Source organism: Lachnospira hominis (ex Liu et al. 2021) (assembly GCF_014287955.1).
Classification (GTDB): domain Bacteria; phylum Bacillota; class Clostridia; order Lachnospirales; family Lachnospiraceae; genus Lachnospira; species Lachnospira hominis.
In genome coordinates this window covers 20177-43321 of sequence record NZ_JACOPD010000009.1, presented here as the reverse complement: position 1 = coordinate 43321, position 23145 = coordinate 20177, and the positions used below count along the sequence as shown (strand labels likewise).

The following is a 23145-nucleotide window of genomic DNA, read 5'->3' as shown; positions in this document are numbered from 1 at the left end:
AACACTTAAACTATAGAGGAACACACTATGAATGTACTTATTTTTGAATGGAAAAACTTCGGAATTGAAGATATCTGCGATGCTTTTAAAGATATGGCTATTAAATATAAATGTATTTCTACAGAATTAATGCGTGAAAGAAAAAATGAAGAATTTGATAATATTTTTGAAAATGAAATGAGTATTAAATACGACTGTGTATTTACATTTAATTACAGCCCGGTAATATCAAACTGCTGCCGTCGTTTTAATATTCCATATATTGCTTTTATATATGACAGCCCGCTTGTATCTTTATATTCATACACTGTTATAAATCCATGCAATTATATATTTATTTTTGATAAGGCTCTCTATCTTGAACTCAAAAATGCAGGAATTAACACAGTCTACTATGCACCGCTCGCAGTAAATACCGACAGGATAACAAGACAGCTTAACGAAGCAGACACCAATCCTGCAATCTCAAATTTATGTAATAAATATAAATGTGATGTTGCATTTGTCGGTTCAATGTATAATGAAAAACACAATTTATTTGACAGGCTGAAAAACCTGCCTCCTTATGTTTCAGGATATCTTGATGGAATAATACAGGCACAGCTGAAAGTATACGGATATTATTTTATTGAAGAATTATTAAAACCCGATATTATTGATGCTTTGCAAAAAAGTGTCCCGGCCGAACCAAATAAAGACGGCGTAGAAACAACTTCTTACCTCTACGCATACTATTTTATTGCAAGAAAGCTTGCAGAACTTGAAAGAAAAGATTTGCTCGGTGCAGTATCAAAGCAGTTCAACACACACCTTTACACTCCTAATGCAACACCTGAACTGCCTGAAATAATCAATTGCGGTCCGATAGACTATTATAACCACATGCCATATGTATTTAATAACAGCCGCATAAACTTAAATATTTCACTCCGTTCAATCCGCTCCGGAATTCCTCTGCGAGCCATGGATATCATGGGCTGTAATGGTTTTCTTCTGTCTAATTATCAGGCAGATTTTTACGACTTTTTTGTTCCCGGAGAAGATATGGCAGTATTTGAATCAAAAGAAGATTTAATAAATAAATGTGATTATTATTTAGAACACGATAATGAACGCCGGCAGATTGCTGCCAATGGTTTTGGTAAAGTAAATGAATTCCATACATATAAAGTCAGATTAAAAGAAATATTCGATGTAGTGTTCTAAAACACCACACCGAATATTTTTTTCCATGCACATGAATAATCAAATTGCTCAATTATCTTTTTTTGTCCATTTTCCGCAATTTTCATTCTCTCATCTTCATTTTGCAGATAATATTCTATCTTAGACATCAAATCATTTCTGTCATAGTACATTACAACCTCTTTTCCCTCTTCAAAACATTCCGCAAGTTCAGGCTGCCAGTTTGAAATAAGGAATCCACCTGCTCCCATTATATCAAGAGCTCTCAGGCTTATTCCCGATTGTATGCTTCTAAGTGTTATATTAAGATTAATCTTTGAAGAATTAAACATAACCGGCATCTGTGTGTTGTAATCAAGATATCCTCTGTTCTCTACATGATACAGCATATTATCAGCAGAACCTGTATAAAGAACAACCTGATATTTTTTTGCAATAAAATTTAACAATTCGATTCTTTCAATTGATGTAGCTTTTTTTCTTATTAAATCAAGCAGAATTTTTTCATCGGACAGCTTGATTTCACTGTCCATATTAAAATCAACCAGCTTCAGTACGCTCTCTATAAATGATTTTGGTAATGCTTCTTCAATTAAATCACACCCCTGAAATAATAACTGTGCTTTTATTACCGCATCAACAAAACCTTTCTGATAATCATTAATTCCACTTATCTTATCAAAAAAATCCCTGTCACTATATAAGCTTCCCAGAAAAGATACATCTGCTTTATATTTGTTTTTCTGTATTTTTGATGTTTCTATCTGTTTGGTCACTCTCTTAGTATTTACTGCAAGCGGCATATGAAATATATTTTTAGCCCCTGTACTTCTAAGATTCTCCACTTCTTTTTTATCAAAATGAAAAATATAATTATACGGACTGTGAATCATTTCTGAATATGTCGTGTAATTAGGACTATCTGAAATCCATGCAATATATTTTATTTTTCGCAGGAATGATATTTTCGCAAGAGCAGGTATATAATTCATTGTAAATATACAATCAAAATTATCTTTATCAAGAATTCTCACAATATAATCATTAAATCCTTTATCCGCAACATAACTGCTTATAGGATATGACACCTTGACAACATCATGTCCTTCAATATCAAGAGTCTCTTCAATATCATATGCCATTGTCTCATTCCACGTATAATACAATATCTTCATTATTTTTCAATTTCTCCCAGTATGTTCATAAAATAATCAGAACGATTATCCCATGTATGTTCGCTTAAAGCTTTCTTATACGCATTTTTCTCAATATATTTCTGAAGATTTTCATCCTGCAAAACTGTTCTTATCTTATCCGGCAGCTTATCAATATTATCAAGATTAAATGTAACTATATTCTCTCCCGCTACAAAATGCCTGTTTATATAAGAGGTTTCATCCGTAACACAGACAGAATAATTAAGCATTGCATTGGCAATTCTTTCAGTCATGCCGCCTTTATGCCATGACATAACATTAAGAGAAATACGGCTTTGTGCCATAATGTCAAGCCCTTTTTCAAAATCAATATCATCATGAATAATAAGATTTTTATTATCTGCATACGGAGATTTTTTCCACGAATCACCAAAAACATCAACATTTATACCTGATTCTATAAGAGTTTTTATAATTTTTTCTCTTATATAAAAAGTTACTGTTCTCACAGCTTCAAGAGATTTGTGAAGCGTAACAACAAATTCATGCTCTGTTAAAGTTATTTTCTTTTTTTCAAGCACTGCCTCTAGTGCTTCCTCCGCACGCTGATTAGGATGATTTTTCAGCTGATTCACCATATGCCATGATATTTTTCTTATATTATCAGGAAGATTTTTTATTACATCTAGTCTCTCTCTGTAATCATTATATGTTGCAATAAAAGATATATCATATATTTTTTCTGTTTTGCCATTTTCCGTTTTTGTAAGATTGCCAATAAGACCCGCAGGTGGAAAGTGCCAGCTTTTTTTCACATACGGATAATATTTTGTTATATATTCAGAATAAGTCTCATCCTGCTGCAAAACATACAAATCATTAACCGGCAGCATAAGACTCCAGCTGACATAAAGAGGATGGTCAAATACATAATTAAACTTAGGGCATTTAAATAAATTGCCAAGTAACTGACCATTTTCTAGTCTCTCCGTATATAGACCTGTCTGCATGCCAATTACGCATCTGTAATCATTCAGAATTATTTTTCCAATATTCTCTGTTGTATTATCATCATCAATATTTAAAAGCAGAACATTAATTCTTTTATTTCTGAGTGCCTGGGCAAATTCTAATGCAAATGAGTTTAATGTTCCATTACATGTTTTTAATCCGTAAAACATAAGTACAGGATTCATATTTTTATCAATTGCATTAAAACATTCTGTTCTGCCAATCATATTCTTTGCACAATCTTCAAAATATGTTTCTATACCATAGTTTTTTGCCTGTATAAACCAGTTTGACAAAACATCATTAAACATACCCGAATTGCGAAGTTTTGAAGCATATTTTCCAAGAATATAGGCATATACCAAAAATGTTTCTTTAAAAACAGGATATTTATATTCATCAGAATATATTGGATAAAATTTATCATGGCAATTATAATTGCATGCTCGTATAAATAATTCATAATCCTCATTGCATGCGAGACTAGAATTCCATCCACCTATTGAACTCAACATATCCCTGTCAGCAACAAGATATGAAAATGCATCTGTTCCTGCATTATAATAACTTTTCAATTCATCATCTGAAACTTCGATTCTATCAGTCAACAGACATTTCTCAATGATACCTTCCTGAAGAATCTGGCTATCCGTCAAAATCAGCACACGCCTGTTTGCTGCATATTTTACAGACTCATTTTTTATCTGGGCCATATTTTCAAAAATCTGTGAACTGATATCAACAAATCTGACTTTATCCAGCAATAATGTATTGTCATCCTCCCCATATTTTCTGCATAATTCATACGCCGTCCCATCAACGGCATCTACGAGTATGACTTCAATATTATCATTATAATTTAACTGCCTGCAGACACTCATCAATGTTTCATAAAAAGAAGATGACATCTCAGATTTTATAACAATTATACTTAAATTTTTTTCATCCATGAAATTCACATTATCTCCTGCATAATATACATTTTACTATCTACAGATAATTTTTCCGTAAAATGTATCTTTGTCTATAATATTTTTTTGTTTATATTGTCTGTCACTCTGCAATTTATACAGCCAAGTATCTTTTACTACGTCATCCCATATTTCTTCGCGATAAACTCTATCTGCATTTTCTTTGAAGAATTCACAATTTTTATTATTATCAGGGCATTTATCCACATCATTACGTACATAATCCATATGTTCACATGCTATATTAATAAATTCATCCGTCATATCCTGTGACAGCAAATCATCTTTAAAGCTAAAATATGTATCAATCGACTCCATTACAAATCCAAATAACGGAAATCCCGCCGGTCCTTTTAAAAATGATTTATCACATATTCCTTCATGTTTTAATGAAACAAATTCTCCTGAATCAATAAAATCATTAATTCTTTCATCAGCAGCAAAACTCTCCGGGCTTATCCACACGCCTCCGTATCTGTACAGAAGTTCCATTGATAATCTCTGTGCCAATATATCAAGTGGCATTTTTCCGGAATTGACCTTATCAATAATTATATTGGAAAATGTAACATACTGCTGGCAATCAGCAAGTGTTATAACATGAAGTTTATATTTATTGCTGTCAATATTATCACGGATACTTTTTATACATTTCTTTACAACTTCTGGTGATTTCTCCTCTCCATCCCACCAGTATGTCCACACAGGAATACGACCATCAGAACATACTGACTGATTTATCTTTTCCGGCTGAACTGTCGGACTTAAATATTTTTTTAATATTCCTGCTGTTATTTTTTGATAAACATTCCGTATTGCATTATTAAGACTGGATTTTTTATCAAGCTCGTCCGAATCCATCATTTTTACATTCTGTTCTTTTACTTTATATTCATTTTTTATCAGCCATACTTTTATAAGACGTTCTGATAAGAATCCAAATATACGCTTCTGATAGTCATCTCTGTCGGATATGTCTACTCTTTTTTCAACTTCAAAAAGAACATCAAATAGCCATTTACAATAATCATCAAAAATATTTTTCCTTGTAATTATCATATTACAAAAATTAAGTAATTTTGATTCAGCCATTATATCAAATGCTTCCACATATTCCGGATACTTTTCGCTTATTACATCTCTGCATATATCAAAATCTTCTTCATAATGATTAGCCGCATACTGCTTTCTTACATTTTCTTCCTTAACCATTCCACATGTCGGAACAATTATATCGTAATCATTTAAAGTCTTCTCTATATATTCTTTTGTAAGCATGCGTCCTTTTTCAAGAAAAAATCTCCTGTAATGGCATACACCTATAATATCACATTGATTATTTTTCCAAAGCCAGTAAAGTCCCGTAAGTTCGCAATAATTTCTATTTTTTAATGAAATATTATCTCCTGTATCGTCACCTGTATATCCAAGGTCCTGTGACAAAGCTCTGCCAACATGAAGAGTTCTATATAAGTCATCACTTATACCCGGATAATTTTTATGTGTTATCACCCACATCTGTGTATCCATTATTTTGTCACCTCCATGCAAGAATTCCAGTCACATTATTAACATTAAGTTTCCTTTTATTTTCCCAATTTTGCAGATATACATCATCTGTTTCATAAGCAAAAATACACTTACAGTTCGATTTTACAAAATCAAAAAGATTCTTTCTTTCTAAACCTTTAATTTTTTTATCAAGAAATACAGCTAAATCATATTCTGCATCGGATAATCCGGCTATATCTTCCGTCCTTATTATTTCATCATATATTGTATTATACACTCCGTAATTTTTTGAATTTTCCAAATCAATACCTGTAATAAAACACTTATTTGGAACATCAGAATTAAGAATTGTTCTTGACACACCACCTATCTGCCTGTAAAACAGGCCTATATCAAGAATCTTCTCCGGCTCTGTCTGTCCAAGGACATTACAATACATATACATTATATTTTCATTATTAATCATATTACACCCCTGTTTTTCTGCATATATTTATAACATTATAAAAATCCGTTTCTGATACATCCACATTTAACAGACTTATCAACAGTTTCTGCATTTCGTTAAATTGTCCTTCGATATATTTATTCAATGCAGCTTCCGGCATAAGCTTATTAAATATTGATTTTAATTTTATAAATTCACTATATGGCGGCTTGTCAAAACGGAACGCCAGCGTTTTTATCATTCCCAGATACCATGTGTCAAGCATGTCAAATTCAAGTTCATCCCTATATAATTTAAGAAAGCCTCTTCTTATATACTCATTATATTTAAGTTCATTTATCTTCATTAAGTCGAGATGATAATCATCATTTTTTTTAAGAACAGTTGACTGTGGATTTATATAATAATGATAAAATTTCTTATCTATCAGAGAAATTTTTTTCACATATAAATAGACAATCGAACGCCAGAATAAATCCTCATATGCAATTTTTTCAGGAAACTGTATATTATTTTCAACCAATATGCTTTTCTTAATAACATCAGTCACGCAGCCATAACCTATACATCCCGAAACTATAAATTCACCCCTTTTAGATTGTGTATCAACTAACAACCGCTGGATATTCCCACTTGAATTACAATCCATCTTTCCAATTCCGTCATCACGTATATAGTTACAATGTACAATATCACCTGAATAATTCATTATCTCTGATAACATAATCTCATACATATCAGAATCTATCCAGTCGTCACTGTCAATATAGCCTATATATTCACCACTTGCATATTCAAGTCCAACATTTCTTGCTTTACCCTGTCTTCCATTTTCATCGCAATGAACGGCAATAATCATATCCGGATATTTTTTTTCATATTCCGTAATTATTTTCCATGTACAATCTGTTGAAGCATCATCCACCAGAATTATCTCATATATTGTATTGTCAAGTGTCTGATTAATTAAAGAATCGATGCATCTTGCAACATATTTTTCCACATTAAAGCACGGCACAATAATACTTAAATCTACTTTACTATTTCCCATTTTTAAGCCTTTCCGCAGCTTTTGAATAGCCATTACATTTTTTATAATATTCCTGTGCTTTTTCTGTATTTCCCAGACATTCATATATTACCCCGATATTATAATACGCAAGATATGAATTAGCACCTTCAACACGGCTTTCTTTGTATTCTGATGCTTTCTGAAATTCATTTACAGCTTTGTCAAACATTGCGTTTTTCATATATATAAGCCCCATAAGGAATTTAAAATCCGCACTGTTTCCAAATACATCGTAAATTGATGTGTACGATAATGCTTCCTGAACTTTTCCACAGTTTAACATTGCATATCCATATGTTTCAACCATATCTATAACATACTCAAGTTCCGGTTCCAAATCGAATGAAAGTCCCTTTGAAAAACACTCACATGCATTATTATAATCTTTTTCCATATAATAACTTTTTCCCAACTGATAATAAATATATGGAATCTCTTTTTCATTATTCTGTGTTATGCCACTATCAAAATTCTTTTCAAGCTCAGCAAGTCTTTTTTTCAATAGTTTTATATTACGTAATGCCTTTTTCTTCTTCTCATCATCATTAAGTGCATATCCAACATGCTTAATAACAACAGCGGATAAGAACGTATCTGCCGGTTTTCCGTCAGCCTTAACTATCTGCTCATGTATTTTCCCTTCTACTTTGTAATACTTCCTGTTAAATGCTCTTGTTATCCAATCAATATTTTTTGAACCATCCACCAATACATTGATGCATTTTATGCGTCCGGCCCTTTGAGGTTCATTTTCAAGCTTACTATTTAATTTTTCAAGTACAGTTTCGTCAGATAGCAAATATTCATCACAGTCAAGAATCAATATATTGTCATTGGCCGCTTTTGACACTGCAAACTGCTTTGCTGCTCCAAAATCATCAATCCATTTAAAATCATATACGAACTCTGTGTATTTTTTGGCAATTTCTTTAGTTTTATCTGTAGACCCGGTATCTGCCACAACTATCTGTACTTTCTTATCAGACAGGCATTGCATACATTTTTCTATATGTTTTTCTTCATTCTTTGCAATAATACATACTGATAAATTCATATAAGCCACCTTCTAAAATCAACATTTTATTAACGAATTCATAACAAATTCATGTACTTTTTCACCACATGTTCCAGGATTTAATGCAAGAGAATTCACATATTCCTGCTGCCGCTCTAAAATTCCATTCCAGTCACCAGACACCATTCTATCTAGAAATTGTTCTGTTGAAAGATATATACTCTCTTTCTGGCAGAAATAACCATTACTGCACATTTTCTCGAATCCATCCGAATTTTTCTGTTTTCTTTCTAAATCAGCATCTGAAATTTTAATGTAAAATTCCCGGCAATTTCCCGACTCAATATTTTCAGTATTAATATCATCAACATTAATAACTGCTGCTTTTCCATCATATGTACGCTGCACTATAAATTCATAACTATTAAGTGCCGCAAATGCACCTGTGCTATAAGAATATTCCGGATTATATCCATTAAAACAGCCGTTTGAGTTATCAAGAAAATGCGTGTTTATCGCACTCTGCTCATCAGTGATTTTATTTATTTTTATAAATGTGTCTGAAAATGCCGGAATAAGCACAATATAGTTTCCAACATTTAAAACAGCTTTGAATAAACACAATTCTCCGTTTTCTGTATTCCAGTATTTTTTTATAAGTGATGTTTGAATTTTGATTACCCTACAATCAATTCCATCATTTGTTATTGCAATAATATTGTTAATATTATCAAGGAGATACAATCTATTTTCATCGGCTGTTATATAGGTATATACATATTTATCTACGCCATTTTTATGCAATTCACTCTCACCGGTATTGACATTATATTTTAATAAATAATCCGAACAGCCTGTTACTATCCATAAATACCCATTAAAATATACGCAGCTATAAGCTATATTTCCATATGCCGCTGTTCCAAGATTTTTATACAGATTTAAAATTGTTATCTTATCAACCGTCCATTCTCCTGTCAGAGTATCATATTTCCATATATCAAATCCCTCATAAGGCAAAAACACAAGAAAATTATCACACAATTTCATTTGTCCCAATGCTCTCGCATCATATTTTTCATTACATATAAATGTTTTATAATTAGTACCATCATATTTTGTAATATAGTCACTGTATACTGATGCTATATATACATCATCATGCTGTGTACATATATATCCATATGGCTGCTGCCATCTGTGTTCGGAATTATCAATCACTTCCCCTATATAATTACTATCTGTATCCTTGAAATTTGTAATATCAAATCTGAATATCCCACTAAATGAATCTGCAACAAAATACAATTCATTTTCTTTAACAACCATATTAATAATTCTTAGATTTCTTTTTTCATTTTCAGAAAATTCATTAAATATTAAATCATTAAATATAAACACCGGCTTTCCGGCAGCACTGAACATATTAATAACCGAGCTTCCATCCGAGCCTATATATCCGTCGCTTATAGCAATCGTATATGCAATATCAGGTGTAGTATCAAACACACCAATTTCATTATCCATAAAATATCGTTTTAATTCTATATAACTTTCATAAATCTCTATCCGCATTGACTTAATCGTTGCTTCAGTAAGCGGATGCGGTCTCCAGATTAAAGCAATATCTTTTCTTTGTGCTATAAGTTCAAAAAAATGCTGTAATTTTTTTATAAGAACACCTTTATAACACAAAATGTCGCCTATTGTTGTATTAAGCATTAAAACTTTTCTATTATTTAATATTTTCTTCCATTCATCAGGAATATTCTTTTCGTTTTTACACTTATTAACTACTGAATCAATCTTAGGGGAACCAAGTGGAATTATTTTATCGTAGTAAAATACTCCGGTACAAGAACGCTTAAAAAATTCAGACTGTACAATAAAATAGTCCATATTTTTATAAACAGGAAAATACTTATGATTTTCCGAAATTGCCCCGGCCGTTACATAATAAGGAATATATATTAATTTATTTACATATTTTTTTAGTTCATCAGAATAATATGCCGGGTGGATTCTCGTTACTGTATTACTGCCGTCATATGGATAATGTATGTATGCAGCATCCGGTTTTAACTCACGTATGCTATAAGTCTGATACGGCGTAATTGGGACATATGATGGAAATTCATTTCCGTCATACGCAAGATGCCATTCATTTTTTCGTTTATCAAATTCAAAATATGGTATCGGAATCACATCACACTCACATCTGTCATCATCTTTAGCCGCAAGCCAGACGCTCTCAAGTGCATCCCACATCTGGGCTTTATATGGAAGAAATACAATTCTGTATTTTCCTGCAATTTTCCCAATTAAACTCTCAACATTATTAATTAAATCATCAATTAATTTTATTTTATATATTCTTTCACTTGCCGGATTAATAAGAGACAATTCATACAAAACTTCACAATAATTTTCAAGAAGCGGAACAATATTTTTATCATTGCAATCACTGTTTTCAATGATATTTCCAATATTGACTGCATATTCCTGACATTGTGTTAAAGAATTAATATATTCATTGTTATTTAATACATGCAGATTAATATGAATATTTTTCACGTTCTGTATTATTTTTAAAATTTCATGTTTTGTATGAATATTCATATAGATTTTTAACCTCCATGTTTTATATTTATTGATTAATTTCCAAAATTAATCACATAACTTATTCTATACACGCAAGAATCTGCTCCGTTATCTGTGTCCATGTATATTTATCAGCAACTTCATTAAAACCATTTTTAATAATCTCTTTTGATTTTTCCGGATTATCAAGATAGTTTTTTATTATTTCAGGAATACTGTCCAACTCATTCAAATCATAAAATACAATATTTTCATCATCAGTGAAATTATCTTCGAGCCATTTGCTTTTATCTGTAAGAGGAAGTGAGCCTTGCAATAAAATATTAAATATTCTGTCATGTGTTCCATCTTTAAACCACGGCATAATATTAAGATTAATCTTTGCCTTTGCCATAACCGGAAGTGTATCTTTAAACGGTATTCTGTCATTGATAATATGTACATTGTCAAGCATAGCAGCAGGATGATTCTCCCATCCACGCCCCAGAAGCCATATATCAATACCTGAATCTGCAATCACCTGTACAATCTGCTTTCTATAATACATTCTCGCAAGCCAGTCAACAGGCTCTGCAAACCTGAAGAGCTGTATCACCTGTTTTTCAGACATAATCAATCTCATCAAATCCATAACATCAACCACTGCCTGCTCTGTAGACACTTCATTCCTGTCAGTCATATAATCTGCAAGATTATGATAAAACATCTTTATAAGTTCATTATCACTAAACATCTCATCTATCTGTTCAAGATATATATGTGGTTCATAAAAAGTTCCTGAAAACAAAACATCATATGGTCTTTTTTCGTAATTTTCCAAATCAGGCTCACCCATATATGTACCGGCATGAGGCATAAATCTTACATCAGCCACACTCTCACCAAAATATTTTTTTACATATTCCACATGATTTCTATCACAACAAAACTGTATGTACCTCCTAGGATGTCTTAACATTGTTGGATGAAATCTTAATGGGTGATCCATAAGAATATTAATTGCCAATGTATTCATGGAATCCCACAGTTCAACAAATATCCTGTCCTTTATTCCCAAACCATCAAATGCTATTGCCGCATCAGCTTTTTTTTCAAGGAACGAATTAAATCTTTCAAATGAATGTTCTCCTGATCGTGACATATCACGCAAATCAAGTACAAAACATTCATGATTCTTTTTATTTAATTCCTCAACAATTCTATCTGTAAAATAATTAAACGACTCTACATCTGAATAAAATAAAACAAAACGCATTACTTTAAAAATCACTCCTCGTATAAACCATACTCTTTTATCTTTGCATTAATAGCTTTCTTCAGCTTCGTAGAGCTTGTACTCTGTGTATATGGGAAAAATACCATTGTTGAACCATGCTCTTCAAGAAACTCCTTCTGAGCAATCCAATACGCATCATGCTCATAATCACTTCCTGAAAACTGAACATCAAAATGATACACTTTATACATATCCTGTGTTCCACAAAAATTAAGCGGAAGCTTTACAGCCTCATCAACATAACGGCATGAACGCACCATTTCAATTCTTTCTTCAAACGGAACAAACGGCTCAGCCTGCTTATTAAGCCTTACCCCCTCATCTGACACGACCCCGACAATCAGATAGTTGCACTGTTCTTTTGCTCTTTTAAACATATTAAGATGTCCGATATGAAAAAGGTCAAAAACACCAGCTATATAACCTATATTATACGGTTTTTTCTCATTTTCTCCATCAGTGCCAGTATTTCCTGAATTCTCAGCAATCATGCCTGCCGCACGTTTTTGTGCAATCTCTCTTCTTTTATTCGGATATTCATTTGAAGGGTCATATATATGATACTTTGAAATCCCCATTTCCTTTAACTGCTTTACAACACCATAATATTTTTTTATACAAATAATCAAATGAAGTTCATCAGAATCTATATCTCTTAAAACATCAGGAGAATTAACCGGTACATTATCCATCATTGTTCCCCATTTCGACTGATTGTTATCTATAATCGAAAAAATATCGTAACAACCTGCAAATTCATCAAGAAATCTTTTTGTAAAATTGCCCGAACCAAAAAGAACAAGTTTTTTATTATTTCCATCTTTCGTTTTATCGTCAAGTCCTTTGAAAATGTCAACAAATATTTCCTGATAATCAGAGGCACTGTAATTAATCTTTTCCCTGTTACTGTAGACTACTCTTGCGTCACACGTTCTTTCCTGTTTATAAAGCTGTAATTCCTTTTCATTACGTAATTCGCTTGTAAATCTGTAGGATATACGCTGCCACAATTCTTCAAGCTCTGCAAGGTCGAATCTTTCAAGTACCTCTTTTCTTGGAATCAGTCTTTCAAATTCCATATCAGCACCATCATATATAACTGTTACTGAACGATAAAATATAGCTTTAGCCGGACAGTTTTCAAAATAAAACTCCTGGTCATAAAATATAAATCTTTTCTTCGGTTCTTCTATCGTCTCATCATAAAAACAGTTAAGTGCCACCATATCAATATATCCCTTTGAAAGGATAACTCCCATATCTTTCCCATTGGCACTATTCCTGTCCTTTTCATTCACAATATCTGTATGCTCGGATGATGATAATATCAATTCATACAAATCATTCAATGCATCAAAAAATGCTTCTTTATCTTTCTTTGCAATTTCTCTTAACGCAACCAATGCAACAGGCTTGTCTACGTATGGCATTACAAATTTGTCGTTTTCAATCTTAGATTGAACGACACTAATACCTCTTCTCCGCAATTCATCAAGATTATCCTGCATTTCATACAATTTCTTCATTCCTTCGGAATATACAGCCTTTTTATAAACGCCCCTTATTCCATCATGCTCATATATTCCTGTAACCAAAGCATTTTCCTCTCCACGGTCAAGTGAAAGCGTTACATGCATCGTCTCATCAAACTTTCCATCAGGACTACATTCAATAAAATATGAGTTAGCCATTGTATGAAATAAATCATTATCAGCCAAATCCTTATACATAAAACGCTCATCCAGAAAAACACTGTCAGGATAATTATAAAAAGGGAAATATCTGATTGCCAGATCTTCAACCGGTGTATAACCATCAGCATATATAAGCTGTGCCTCTTTCAAATTCGGCATAACTGAATAAAACTTGTCATTACAAAACCCTGCCATACATAACATATCATTAAGTTCTGCTCTGGAATAACATCTTCCACCTATATCTTTCTTATCCGCTGCTGTTATTCTTCTATAATCTTCAATTCCATCAAAACTATGATTAGTATATGGATCTCTGTCCCCACAAAAATACTTAATTCCGAGCCTATTCTCTGTTCCTAATAGAAGCCTGCCATCATCCTTTAAATGATTCCTGCAAAATGTAAGCAATTCTACCGGCGATTCACTCTCTTCTAAAACATCAACACCAATAATATAATCAAATTTTTTAACATCATCAATATTTTCATTTCCCTTTTTTATGTTACATAATGTTACATTTCCTTTATTTTTAAGAAATGATTCTATTTCTTTGTCTTTATTTATCAAATACAAATATAAAATTGCTGCATTTTCCTTAAAATTGTACCAGACAAATATTCCTGTTGAGAACTTTGCTACTATATCTTCAATCTGCATCTTAATGCCTCCGTATAAACCTAACGCCTTTAAAGCTATTATACTCTAAAGGCGTTTACATTAGCAAATATTAATTCTATTTTATAAAATTACATTAATCCATACTCTTTTAAAAGCTGTATCTGATATTCCCTGTCAGATGCAGATTTCTTCAAATCTTCTGTTCTTTCATCAGATAACAGCAATGTAATCAACTGATTAACAATATCTCGTTCTTCTCTACGTCCTTGTTCTCTTCCCTCTTCAAGCCCTTCCTCGAATCCTTCCTCTCTCGCATCTTCCCTCTCAAGTTCCAGCTGCCTGTCAAACGTATAATCAAGCTTCATACTCTTTGTCACCTCATTCCTTCGTTTTATCAGGAAATCCCTTAATATATTATGCTCTATGCAATAATCTATTGCCATTTGTATATCAACAAGCAGGTCTTCATCCGTTCTTCCATAATGCAATTCCCTTACCTTATTTACAAAAATCATGTACTCATCAAGCCATCTGCAAGAATGTCTTATCTCCTCATTCCTGCCATTATTGATATTATACACCTTGCACTTTAATTCCAGTCTTGGATCATCAGTTGCCTTCTCATATGCATCTGATAGCTTTAACTCCTGTACCTCCGGCTGCTTCTCTTCTCCATTATAAAAGACTACAAACTGTGGTACCGGAATCTTTACAAGCTTTCTTCCATACAAATTGCGTCCTATCTTTCTTTCCCTGCCTTCTCCGCCTCTTCCGCTAAGCATATCCGATAAAATTGTCGTAAAATATATCAGGCTTCTCACAGGCATATTAGGACACACTGTTGACTGATGTTCATATATGCTTAGTCTTGCATCAACCACAAATGCTGCATCATTCCTTACAGTTAGGGATATTCCTCCGTCAAGCGTCTTAATCTCGACATCATCCGGGTTGTCATACGACGAACCATTCATTACATTATAAAGCTGAAGTGCACGCTTCTTGTCTTCCATAAGCATGCTGAACACATCACTCTTATACTCTCTGTTACCATTCATAATTCCTTCTCCTTATCTTATCCGATAAAGCAGGAATATGACTAATATTTTAAGCATTGAATATACACTTATGCAATACATCCCATGCTGGCTAAACACTGTTGCATCCTGTAAAACACAGGCATGAACCATGTAAATATAATAATCCTGCTTTATACCTTATTTTAAAAGCAGAATTTCAATGAAATACAGACAAAAACCAAGATAGACAGACCCTGTACCGCCCCATTGCCATGTGCCTGAAAATGATACCATCAAAATATAGAATACCATCAATTATACAAGCCACACAACAACCGTACAGGTAATATAGAAAACTGCTTTTTATTAAAATATCACAGAATTATAAATATTGCAATAATATATATTGAACTACAAATTCAATTTGTTAACAAAGTCAAATATATCTTTTTCAATTATTCTATAATAACTCTATCATTAAATATGTCATTCGCAATACAGCACAGTTTCATTAACAAGATTTGTATAATGTCTTAAATACATTTTATAATCAGAATTAAGCGATAATATATATTCAGGAATTTCAAATATATCTTCCGGCTTATGATATACACAAATAGCCAGCTTAGGTTTATACCTGCTAATTGTTTCTGCACATCCCTTTAATGCAGCCAGCTCAGCTCCCTCTATATCCATCTTTATAAATGTGGGTGCTTCATGTGCCTTGAAGAAATCATCAAGTTTTATTACATCAACTTCTATATCGCCGTCATTACTTATCTTGGTACTGCTGCTGTTTGAACTAAAATATAATTTTGAATTATTATCATATACTCCATAATTATATATGTCCCAATTCTGATATCCACCTTTTTCAATTATTTCTTTACAATGTGCATATTGATGTGGTTCTGGTTCAAAAGAATATATCTTTTTATACTTACTATTACCATATTTAAAGTATTGTATCATTGTATAACAATCAAAGCATCCAACATCTGCTATTACTTCATCATCACCAAATCTAAAAACATCATAATATTGATTATCCCGTGCGTTACCATACTTACCAAGATAACTTCCAAAATCAAGAATATGTTCAACGCCAAGCTGCTTTAATTCCGTTTTTATTGGTCTGGCATAAACCATTGAATCTACTATAAATAACGCATCCGGATATTTTTCTACCGCTTCTTTCCTTGAAAGCACAGGTATTCCCATTATCATCTTCTCTTGTGAATTTCTATCACTAAAACATTCAAATTTAACATCATTCAAAGTCATTTTTATACTTTTTCCATAATAACCTGCTCCATCAAGTATAAGCTTTCTTCCTTCCCTTATATATGATTCAATATCTTTTCTTAATTTATCCATTACATCTATATTATCCACAGTAATTCGTGTTATATAATTATAATCATATGTAAGACCATTCATAACACGTGCCATATAAATATCTCTAGATAAATCATCTTGAAAGCTACCATATACATCATTGGATAAATTTAATATATTTTTGTAATTAATCATACTACACATTCTCCAGCTTATTAATTCATTACTTCCAAATGACAATACTTTTATCTGGCACACCATTTTTCTTCAACTGCATTTCTATTTCTTCTGAATGCAATTTATTGGCAACCACATATTTAACATCTAGTTTTTTATTAATAATATCAACAGGTGCTTTTACTTCTATTCCACTTATTTTTCGCCCCCATAATTTACTGTTATTATCAATCAAGGCAATACAGTCATATCCATACTTTTTGCAAAAATTAAGTGCTTCCATTCCATATACACCGCACCCCCATATCACATTTATTTTTCCTAATTTGCTTTTTATTCTATCTGTTTTCGCCTGTATCATTGCAAGATATTTATCAGTATATGCTTCCTTATCGTCCAGCAAAAAAGTAATCTGTTTCCATGTAGTCTGATTCATATCAATTGATTTTACAATTCCATTGTTCAAAGCTATAAATAGTTTTTGTTTTATCCATTGATAACATTGATCAACATCTTCCTTTTTTACACCTGAACCATTTAAATCAATCAATACATTATACTGTGACCACAAATCCAATCCCATCTTCTGATATATCAGTTCAATCTTTCTTCCTGTCATTCCATTTAATTTATTGTCCAACAAATGCTCAAATTCCTGCTTTACAAACTGTAAAATCTTTGGACTTACTGAAGAATTTGTCATGTGCCCGAATCGATAATAGTACAATTTTTCCGGTATATACATGCATCGCTTTGCATAATATAACAGCAGCTGCTGAAATCCTATATCCTGAAATGACGCTCCAGCAGATTCATTAAACATAACATCGTTCTCTATAAGGAATTCACGATTGTAAATTCCTTTCCATACATTAAAATCATGAAAATATAAATATGTACAATCTAATGGTTGTATAACTTTATTGTAAAATTTATTTGTATTTTCATCAAATAATTTTGCAGGCTTATATAAATAATATCCATCAAAATCATATAAAAATGTGAAATCAGCCTTTACGAAATCCAAATTATTATCTTCTGCACGATTGTATAATATATCAAACATATTTTCATCAACATAGTCATCTGTTTCAACAATTCCTATGTACTTTGCATTTGATTCCTTTATTCCAAGATTTACCTGATAACCATAACTTCTCTTATCACTTAGTATCACACGTACCCTTGAATCATTTGTTTCGTATTCCTTTAGACGTTCATAAGTTCCATCTGTTGAACCTGCATCCACACAAATAATTTCTATTTCTTTTAATGACTGATTAAGAACGCTCTGTATACATTCATCAATGTATTTTACAACATTTAAAGATGGCATGATAACAGATACTAATGGTTTTCTATCCTGCATCTTCTATCTCTCCTTATATATTCTTAACTCATCCTGTACATATTCCAGTGACATCAGCTTTTCTTTTACTTGTTCAAGATTTAATATCTGTGTATTATCAGATGTAAATTCATCCAATAACTGCTTTTCTGTTGTTCCTTTTTCAAAATACTTCTCATAATTCAGATCTCTGTTATCAGCCGGGATACGGTAAAAGTTTCCCTTATCCTCTGCGTGAATTGCCTCCTCTTTTGTCAACAACGTCTCATATTTCTTTTCGCCATGACGTACTCCAATATAATGAATAGGTTTATTATATCCAAATAACTCACTAACAGCCTGTGCTAATGTTCCAATTGTACATGCTGGTGCTTTTTGAACCATGATATCTCCTGCTTTTCCATTTTCAAATGCAAACATTACTAAATCCACCGCTTCATCCAAACTCATCAAAAATCTTGTCATCTCCGGATCTGTAACCGTAAGCTGTTTTCCTTCTTTAATCTGGTCTATAAACAACGGAATTACCGAACCTCTTGAGCACATTACATTTCCGTATCGCGTTCCGCATATAATTGTATTATCTGTTGTACGTGACTTTGCAACAAACACTCTTTCCATCATCGCCTTACTTATTCCCATAGCATTTATAGGATATGCAGCCTTATCAGTAGAGAGACATATAACCTTTTCTACGTTATTCTGAATTGCAGCAGTCAAAACATTATCTGTTCCTATTACATTCGTTTTTACAGCCTCCATTGGAAAGAATTCGCAAGACGGCACCTGCTTTAATGCTGCTGCACTAAATATAAAATCAACTCCGCTCATTGCATCCTGCACGCTTCTTATATCACGCACATCACCTATATAAAATTTAATTTTACTATTATTATATTTTTTTCTCATATCATCCTGTTTCTTTTCATCTCTTGAAAAGATACGAATTTCTTTTATGTCTGTCTCTAAAAAACGCTTTAATACGGCATTTCCGAATGAACCTGTACCACCTGTTATCATTAATGTTTTATCTTTAAAATAGCTCATTTTATTTTCTCCAAACTGTCTCATTTATAATTTTGGTATAACTCTGTATTACACGAACAACTACTGACGATACATTATCCACTTCATAATCCGGTACTTTTGCACCAAAATCTCCTGCTCCTGCCATCTTAGTAACCATATCAACGGCCTGCAAAACCTCATTTTCTCCAATACCGCCTATAACAAAGTCACCCTTGTCCAAAGCTTCAGGTCTTTCTGTCGAAGTTCTTATGCATACCGCTGGAAAATGACCAATCGCTGCTTCTTCAGGCATCGTTCCGCTATCTGATACAACACAAAATGCATTCTTCATTAATGCACTATATTCTGTAAAACAAAATGGAGGCATTGGTCTTACAAAATCATGAAAAATAACATTCCTTTCCTTTATATATTTCTCACTTCTTGGATGCATAGAATAAATAACCGGAATATTATATGTTTCTGCTAATTGATTAATCGAATTTACTAACTTTTCAAAGTTCTGTAGAATATCTATATTTTCCTCTCTATGGGCTGATAAAATAATATATTTTTTCTTTTCCAATCCTAATCTTGATAACACATCACTTTTATCAATCTCTTCCTGATGTGCATTTATTACCTCTTTCATTGGCGAGCCCGTAACATATATGTGCTGCTTGCAGACCCCTTCTGCCAGAAGATATCTCCTGGCGTGTTCTGTATATGGAAGGTTAACATCCGATATATGATCTACAATTCTTCTGTTAGTTTCTTCCGGAAGATTTTCATCAAAGCATCTGTTTCCTGCTTCCATATGAAAAATCGGAATTTTCAGCCTTTTGGCTGCAATTGATGATAATGCAGAGTTAGTATCTCCCAAAATAAGGAGTGCATCCGGCTTAACTTTCTGCATGATTTCATAAGATTTTTGTATAATATTTCCTAATGTTTCTCCCAGATTATCCCCTACCACATCAAGATAATAATCCGGTCTTCGTAAATTTAAATCGTCATAAAAAATATCATTTAATCTTGCATCATAATTTTGTCCAGTATGTACAAGCACATGTTCAAAATGTTTGTCAGCCAACTTTATAATTTCAGACAAACGTATTAATTCAGGTCTAGTACCAAGAATTGTCATTAATTTAATCTTTTTCATACCTGCCTCCATTATCATACTTCATAATTTTTATAAATATCTTTATGCTCTTTCATCCATTTTCCCATATCACAAATCATTTCTTCATATGTAGGGATTTCATACTTCTTCTGTCTTGTATTAATAATTGATTTATCACATTCAAATGAAGTGTTCTTCTCTATTTCAATTCTATCTTTTCTACAATACTGATTAAACAACTGAAGGAGTTTATATTTTGATATTTTTTGATTATTTGACAAATGATACAACCCTGTCTGCTGTAAAACAGCATCTTGTTCAATTACCTTCGCCAGCTGTAATGTTGTCACTCCTGACCAGATTGCTTTTTCAAATCCACTAACCTTACCTTGCTGCTGCATAAACCAATGATATAATCCAATTCCATTGGACTTTAATTCCGGACCAATAATGGAAGTTCTTAATGTCAGGTTTTTATTATCAATAACCTCTCCTAACAACTTACTTCTTCCATAATATGATGTCGCATCAGGAATATCACTTTCTGTATAGCTTCCCTTAGTTCCTTCAAATACACAATCTGTACTTAAATGTATTAATTTCTTGTCCGTATTCTCCAATTGTTCTGCCAGCCAATGTGGAAATTCACTATTAACATAAATTCCTTCCGATAATTTCTCATCTACAAATTTATTTAATTTACCGATACAATTTATAACCACATCATATGACTCTTCTTCAAGAATTCCTTTAACTTTTCCTTTATCACTAATATCACAGACTTTTGTCTTACATACACTGCTTTTCTGTCTGGCAACACCTATTACCTGATGCTTTTTCTCCATAAGGTATGTTCCAATCATGTGACCAGCCATTCCATTAATCCCAAATATTAAATATCTCATACTTATTTCTCCATCATTACTTTTTTATATAACTCAATATGCCTGTCTACATACATATCAAATCTATACTTTGATTCTACAATCTTTCTTCCTAAATTACCCCTGTAAATTATTTCATCTTTGTTCTGAATCAAATCCACCAGTTTTTGTTTTAAACTTGAGGCTGAGGCATAATCAGCTGCCACCCCACATTCAGGTGCTTCTGTTATCTCTTCTACAGTTGTATTCTTAAAACAGACTACAGAACATCGCTGTGCCATAGCTTCAATTGCCATTAACCCAAATGATTCTGCAAGTGATGGCATAATAAATACATCAACAACATTCCAAAACCTTTTCATTAAAATGTCATCATTAACCCAGCCCAATTCAATTACATTATACTTTCTATGTATATCATCCGGCATTTTTGCACTTCCAACCGTAATAATTGTAATATGTCCTTCTATATTCAAATTCCTTAATGCATCACATATATACTTTCCACCTTTAATTGAACCTTCTTCAGCACGAAAACCAATCACTATATCTTTTTTATCAATTGAAAAGAAATCTTTATCCTCTCCCTTTTTCTTTTCTTTATCGTCCAGCTTAACTCCAAACGGAATTGTATGAATTTGTTTAAAATGCTTTGTTAACGGACTATTTTGAATATACTCTTTCATAAATCCACATGATACAACTATATGTGGATTTATACTCTTTAACAGTTCCTTTTTCATTTCCCACATAAAATGTGTATTATCCGGCTTTGCCGCATATCCATATCCATCTGTATTAATACAGTTTTCACACCCACTTTTCCATTTGTCACATGTTAGTGGGTAAATACAATCTCCTGTCAATATCCAAGGATCATGAAGCGTCCATATACTTCTATGACTATTCATCAATAACTCATAATCATACAAAGAAAACATATGGTTATGAATTATATGATAATGAATCAAATCAGCTTCTTTTACATTTTTCATTCTTTCAAAAATAGCTGCATTGGGATAAATCAAATGGCTAATTTGATTTATTTTCTCATATTCTTCTAACTGCATCTGTACCAACGTATCTTTAATAATTTCATAAACCGTTCCTGTATTACTAAGCTTATGTAAAACATTCTGAGTTGCATATATTCCTCTTTTATTCAGTTCTAAATGTAAATCATAACCATTAAATATCCGTCCCGGTAAATCTGTATAATTAACTTCCACTACTTTCATATTTTCCTCTTTTTATCAAAGCTTCAGCAATTTCCTTTATATAATCACCGACACATGATTCATCAGAAATCTCTCCTGTTAATATAACTTGTTCAAGATATTCTTTTTCTTTCTTAATCTGACATCGTTTTATTAATAAAATTTTCTCATCTGCCTTATCTTTAATGTCATTATAGCTGCATACATACCTAAAGCCTTTTTCACGAAACATATCAACCAGTTGAGCATTATTCTGTTTTATGGCAACAACAATTACTGTTTTATTCTTATCAAGTTCTAACACCTTTTCAAATGGTATGCATCTTATATCTTTTACAATATATCCTTGTTTCTGAACATTCCTGTCACCAAAACATATAATATTAAGGTCTCTTCCTACAAGTTTATAATAGGTTGATATTCCATACCTCCCTACACCATAAATACATACGTCCATTTTTCTCA

Annotated in this window: 18 protein-coding genes; 1 reads left to right on the top strand and 17 read right to left on the bottom strand. The window is 32.3% G+C overall.

Going from position 1 to position 23145, the window contains the following annotated elements; genetic code table 11:
• The first annotated feature begins 27 nt into the window (after window positions 1–27).
• Window positions 28–1206: a CgeB family protein gene (locus tag H8S01_RS11745; protein WP_186837290.1), complete on the top strand. Its 1179-nt coding sequence runs from the start codon at window positions 28–30 to the stop codon at window positions 1204–1206.
• On the opposite strand, the gene H8S01_RS11740 is transcribed toward H8S01_RS11745, so the two are convergent.
• From H8S01_RS11740 to H8S01_RS11660, 17 genes are all read right to left on the bottom strand, one after another.
• Window positions 1203–2360, bottom strand: coding sequence for a CgeB family protein (locus H8S01_RS11740; RefSeq protein ID WP_186837289.1), 1158 nt, complete (start codon window positions 2358–2360; stop codon window positions 1203–1205). The genes H8S01_RS11745 and H8S01_RS11740 overlap by 4 nt on opposite strands.
• Window positions 2360–4303 (bottom strand): glycosyltransferase, encoded by a 1944-nt coding sequence (locus H8S01_RS11735; RefSeq protein WP_186837288.1) that lies wholly within the window; start codon window positions 4301–4303, stop codon window positions 2360–2362. Before H8S01_RS11735 ends, H8S01_RS11740 begins: the two co-directional genes overlap by 1 nt.
• Before the next feature lie 36 nt (window positions 4304–4339).
• Complete coding sequence (locus H8S01_RS11730; protein WP_186837287.1) at window positions 4340–5854, bottom strand: DUF4422 domain-containing protein; 1515 nt, start codon at window positions 5852–5854, stop codon at window positions 4340–4342.
• A gap of 7 nt (window positions 5855–5861) precedes the next feature.
• Window positions 5862–6302 (bottom strand): hypothetical protein, encoded by a 441-nt coding sequence (locus tag H8S01_RS11725; protein WP_186837286.1) that lies wholly within the window; start codon window positions 6300–6302, stop codon window positions 5862–5864.
• Between the two features lies 1 nt (window position 6303).
• Complete coding sequence (locus tag H8S01_RS11720) at window positions 6304–7335, bottom strand: glycosyltransferase (protein WP_186837285.1); 1032 nt, start codon at window positions 7333–7335, stop codon at window positions 6304–6306.
• Complete coding sequence (locus tag H8S01_RS11715) at window positions 7325–8410, bottom strand: glycosyltransferase (protein WP_186837284.1); 1086 nt, start codon at window positions 8408–8410, stop codon at window positions 7325–7327. Before H8S01_RS11715 ends, H8S01_RS11720 begins: the two co-directional genes overlap by 11 nt.
• A gap of 18 nt (window positions 8411–8428) precedes the next feature.
• Window positions 8429–10990 (bottom strand): hypothetical protein, encoded by a 2562-nt coding sequence (locus tag H8S01_RS11710; RefSeq protein ID WP_186837283.1) that lies wholly within the window; start codon window positions 10988–10990, stop codon window positions 8429–8431.
• Between the two features lie 61 nt (window positions 10991–11051).
• Window positions 11052–12227: a glycosyltransferase gene (locus tag H8S01_RS11705; RefSeq protein WP_186837282.1), complete on the bottom strand. Its 1176-nt coding sequence runs from the start codon at window positions 12225–12227 to the stop codon at window positions 11052–11054.
• An 11-nt stretch (window positions 12228–12238) separates the two neighbouring features.
• Window positions 12239–14602 (bottom strand): adenylyltransferase/cytidyltransferase family protein, encoded by a 2364-nt coding sequence (locus tag H8S01_RS14170; protein WP_243204367.1) that lies wholly within the window; start codon window positions 14600–14602, stop codon window positions 12239–12241.
• Between the two features lie 89 nt (window positions 14603–14691).
• On the bottom strand, window positions 14692–15621 hold the full coding sequence (locus H8S01_RS11695; protein ID WP_186837281.1) for a hypothetical protein: 930 nt from the start codon (window positions 15619–15621) through the stop codon (window positions 14692–14694).
• Window positions 15622–16068: 447 nt separating this feature from the next.
• On the bottom strand, window positions 16069–17115 hold the full coding sequence (locus H8S01_RS14165; protein ID WP_186837280.1) for an FkbM family methyltransferase: 1047 nt from the start codon (window positions 17113–17115) through the stop codon (window positions 16069–16071).
• 28 nt (window positions 17116–17143) lie between these two features.
• Window positions 17144–18466 (bottom strand): glycosyltransferase family 2 protein, encoded by a 1323-nt coding sequence (locus tag H8S01_RS11685; protein WP_186837279.1) that lies wholly within the window; start codon window positions 18464–18466, stop codon window positions 17144–17146.
• 3 nt (window positions 18467–18469) lie between these two features.
• A complete protein-coding gene (locus H8S01_RS11680) occupies window positions 18470–19492 on the bottom strand; it encodes a polysaccharide biosynthesis protein (RefSeq protein ID WP_186837278.1) in 1023 nt (340 codons plus the stop codon).
• 1 nt (window position 19493) lies between these two features.
• Complete coding sequence (gene wecB, locus H8S01_RS11675; RefSeq protein WP_186837277.1) at window positions 19494–20618, bottom strand: non-hydrolyzing UDP-N-acetylglucosamine 2-epimerase; 1125 nt, start codon at window positions 20616–20618, stop codon at window positions 19494–19496.
• A gap of 14 nt (window positions 20619–20632) precedes the next feature.
• Window positions 20633–21484 carry a dTDP-4-dehydrorhamnose reductase family protein gene (locus tag H8S01_RS11670; RefSeq protein WP_186837276.1) on the bottom strand — a complete coding sequence of 284 codons (852 nt, stop codon included), beginning with the start codon at window positions 21482–21484 and terminating at the stop codon, window positions 20633–20635.
• Window positions 21485–21486: 2 nt separating this feature from the next.
• On the bottom strand, window positions 21487–22701 hold the full coding sequence (locus H8S01_RS11665) for a glycosyltransferase (protein WP_186837275.1): 1215 nt from the start codon (window positions 22699–22701) through the stop codon (window positions 21487–21489).
• Complete coding sequence (locus H8S01_RS11660; protein WP_186837274.1) at window positions 22682–23137, bottom strand: hypothetical protein; 456 nt, start codon at window positions 23135–23137, stop codon at window positions 22682–22684. Before H8S01_RS11660 ends, H8S01_RS11665 begins: the two co-directional genes overlap by 20 nt.
• Between the last annotated feature and the right edge of the window lie 8 nt (window positions 23138–23145).

Coding starts and splice junctions, on each gene's coding strand:
- H8S01_RS11695 (WP_186837281.1), bottom strand. CDS start 15,621: ATGAATGGTAACAGAGAGTATAAGAGTGATGTGTTCAGCATGCTTATG.
- H8S01_RS11670 (WP_186837276.1), bottom strand. CDS start 21,484: ATGAGATATTTAATATTTGGGATTAATGGAATGGCTGGTCACATGATT.
- H8S01_RS14170 (WP_243204367.1), bottom strand. CDS start 14,602: ATGCAGATTGAAGATATAGTAGCAAAGTTCTCAACAGGAATATTTGTC.
- H8S01_RS11705 (WP_186837282.1), bottom strand. CDS start 12,227: ATGCGTTTTGTTTTATTTTATTCAGATGTAGAGTCGTTTAATTATTTT.
- H8S01_RS11710 (WP_186837283.1), bottom strand. CDS start 10,990: ATGAATATTCATACAAAACATGAAATTTTAAAAATAATACAGAACGTG.
- H8S01_RS11735 (WP_186837288.1), bottom strand. CDS start 4,303: ATGGATGAAAAAAATTTAAGTATAATTGTTATAAAATCTGAGATGTCA.
- H8S01_RS11660 (WP_186837274.1), bottom strand. CDS start 23,137: ATGGACGTATGTATTTATGGTGTAGGGAGGTATGGAATATCAACCTAT.
- H8S01_RS14165 (WP_186837280.1), bottom strand. CDS start 17,115: ATGATTAATTACAAAAATATATTAAATTTATCCAATGATGTATATGGT.
- H8S01_RS11680 (WP_186837278.1), bottom strand. CDS start 19,492: ATGAGCTATTTTAAAGATAAAACATTAATGATAACAGGTGGTACAGGT.
- H8S01_RS11725 (WP_186837286.1), bottom strand. CDS start 6,302: ATGATTAATAATGAAAATATAATGTATATGTATTGTAATGTCCTTGGA.
- H8S01_RS11740 (WP_186837289.1), bottom strand. CDS start 2,360: ATGAAGATATTGTATTATACGTGGAATGAGACAATGGCATATGATATT.
- H8S01_RS11665 (WP_186837275.1), bottom strand. CDS start 22,701: ATGAAAGTAGTGGAAGTTAATTATACAGATTTACCGGGACGGATATTT.
- wecB (WP_186837277.1), bottom strand. CDS start 20,618: ATGAAAAAGATTAAATTAATGACAATTCTTGGTACTAGACCTGAATTA.
- H8S01_RS11730 (WP_186837287.1), bottom strand. CDS start 5,854: ATGGATACACAGATGTGGGTGATAACACATAAAAATTATCCGGGTATA.
- H8S01_RS11685 (WP_186837279.1), bottom strand. CDS start 18,466: ATGCAGGATAGAAAACCATTAGTATCTGTTATCATGCCATCTTTAAAT.
- H8S01_RS11715 (WP_186837284.1), bottom strand. CDS start 8,410: ATGAATTTATCAGTATGTATTATTGCAAAGAATGAAGAAAAACATATA.
- H8S01_RS11720 (WP_186837285.1), bottom strand. CDS start 7,335: ATGGGAAATAGTAAAGTAGATTTAAGTATTATTGTGCCGTGCTTTAAT.
- H8S01_RS11745 (WP_186837290.1), top strand. CDS start 28: ATGAATGTACTTATTTTTGAATGGAAAAACTTCGGAATTGAAGATATC.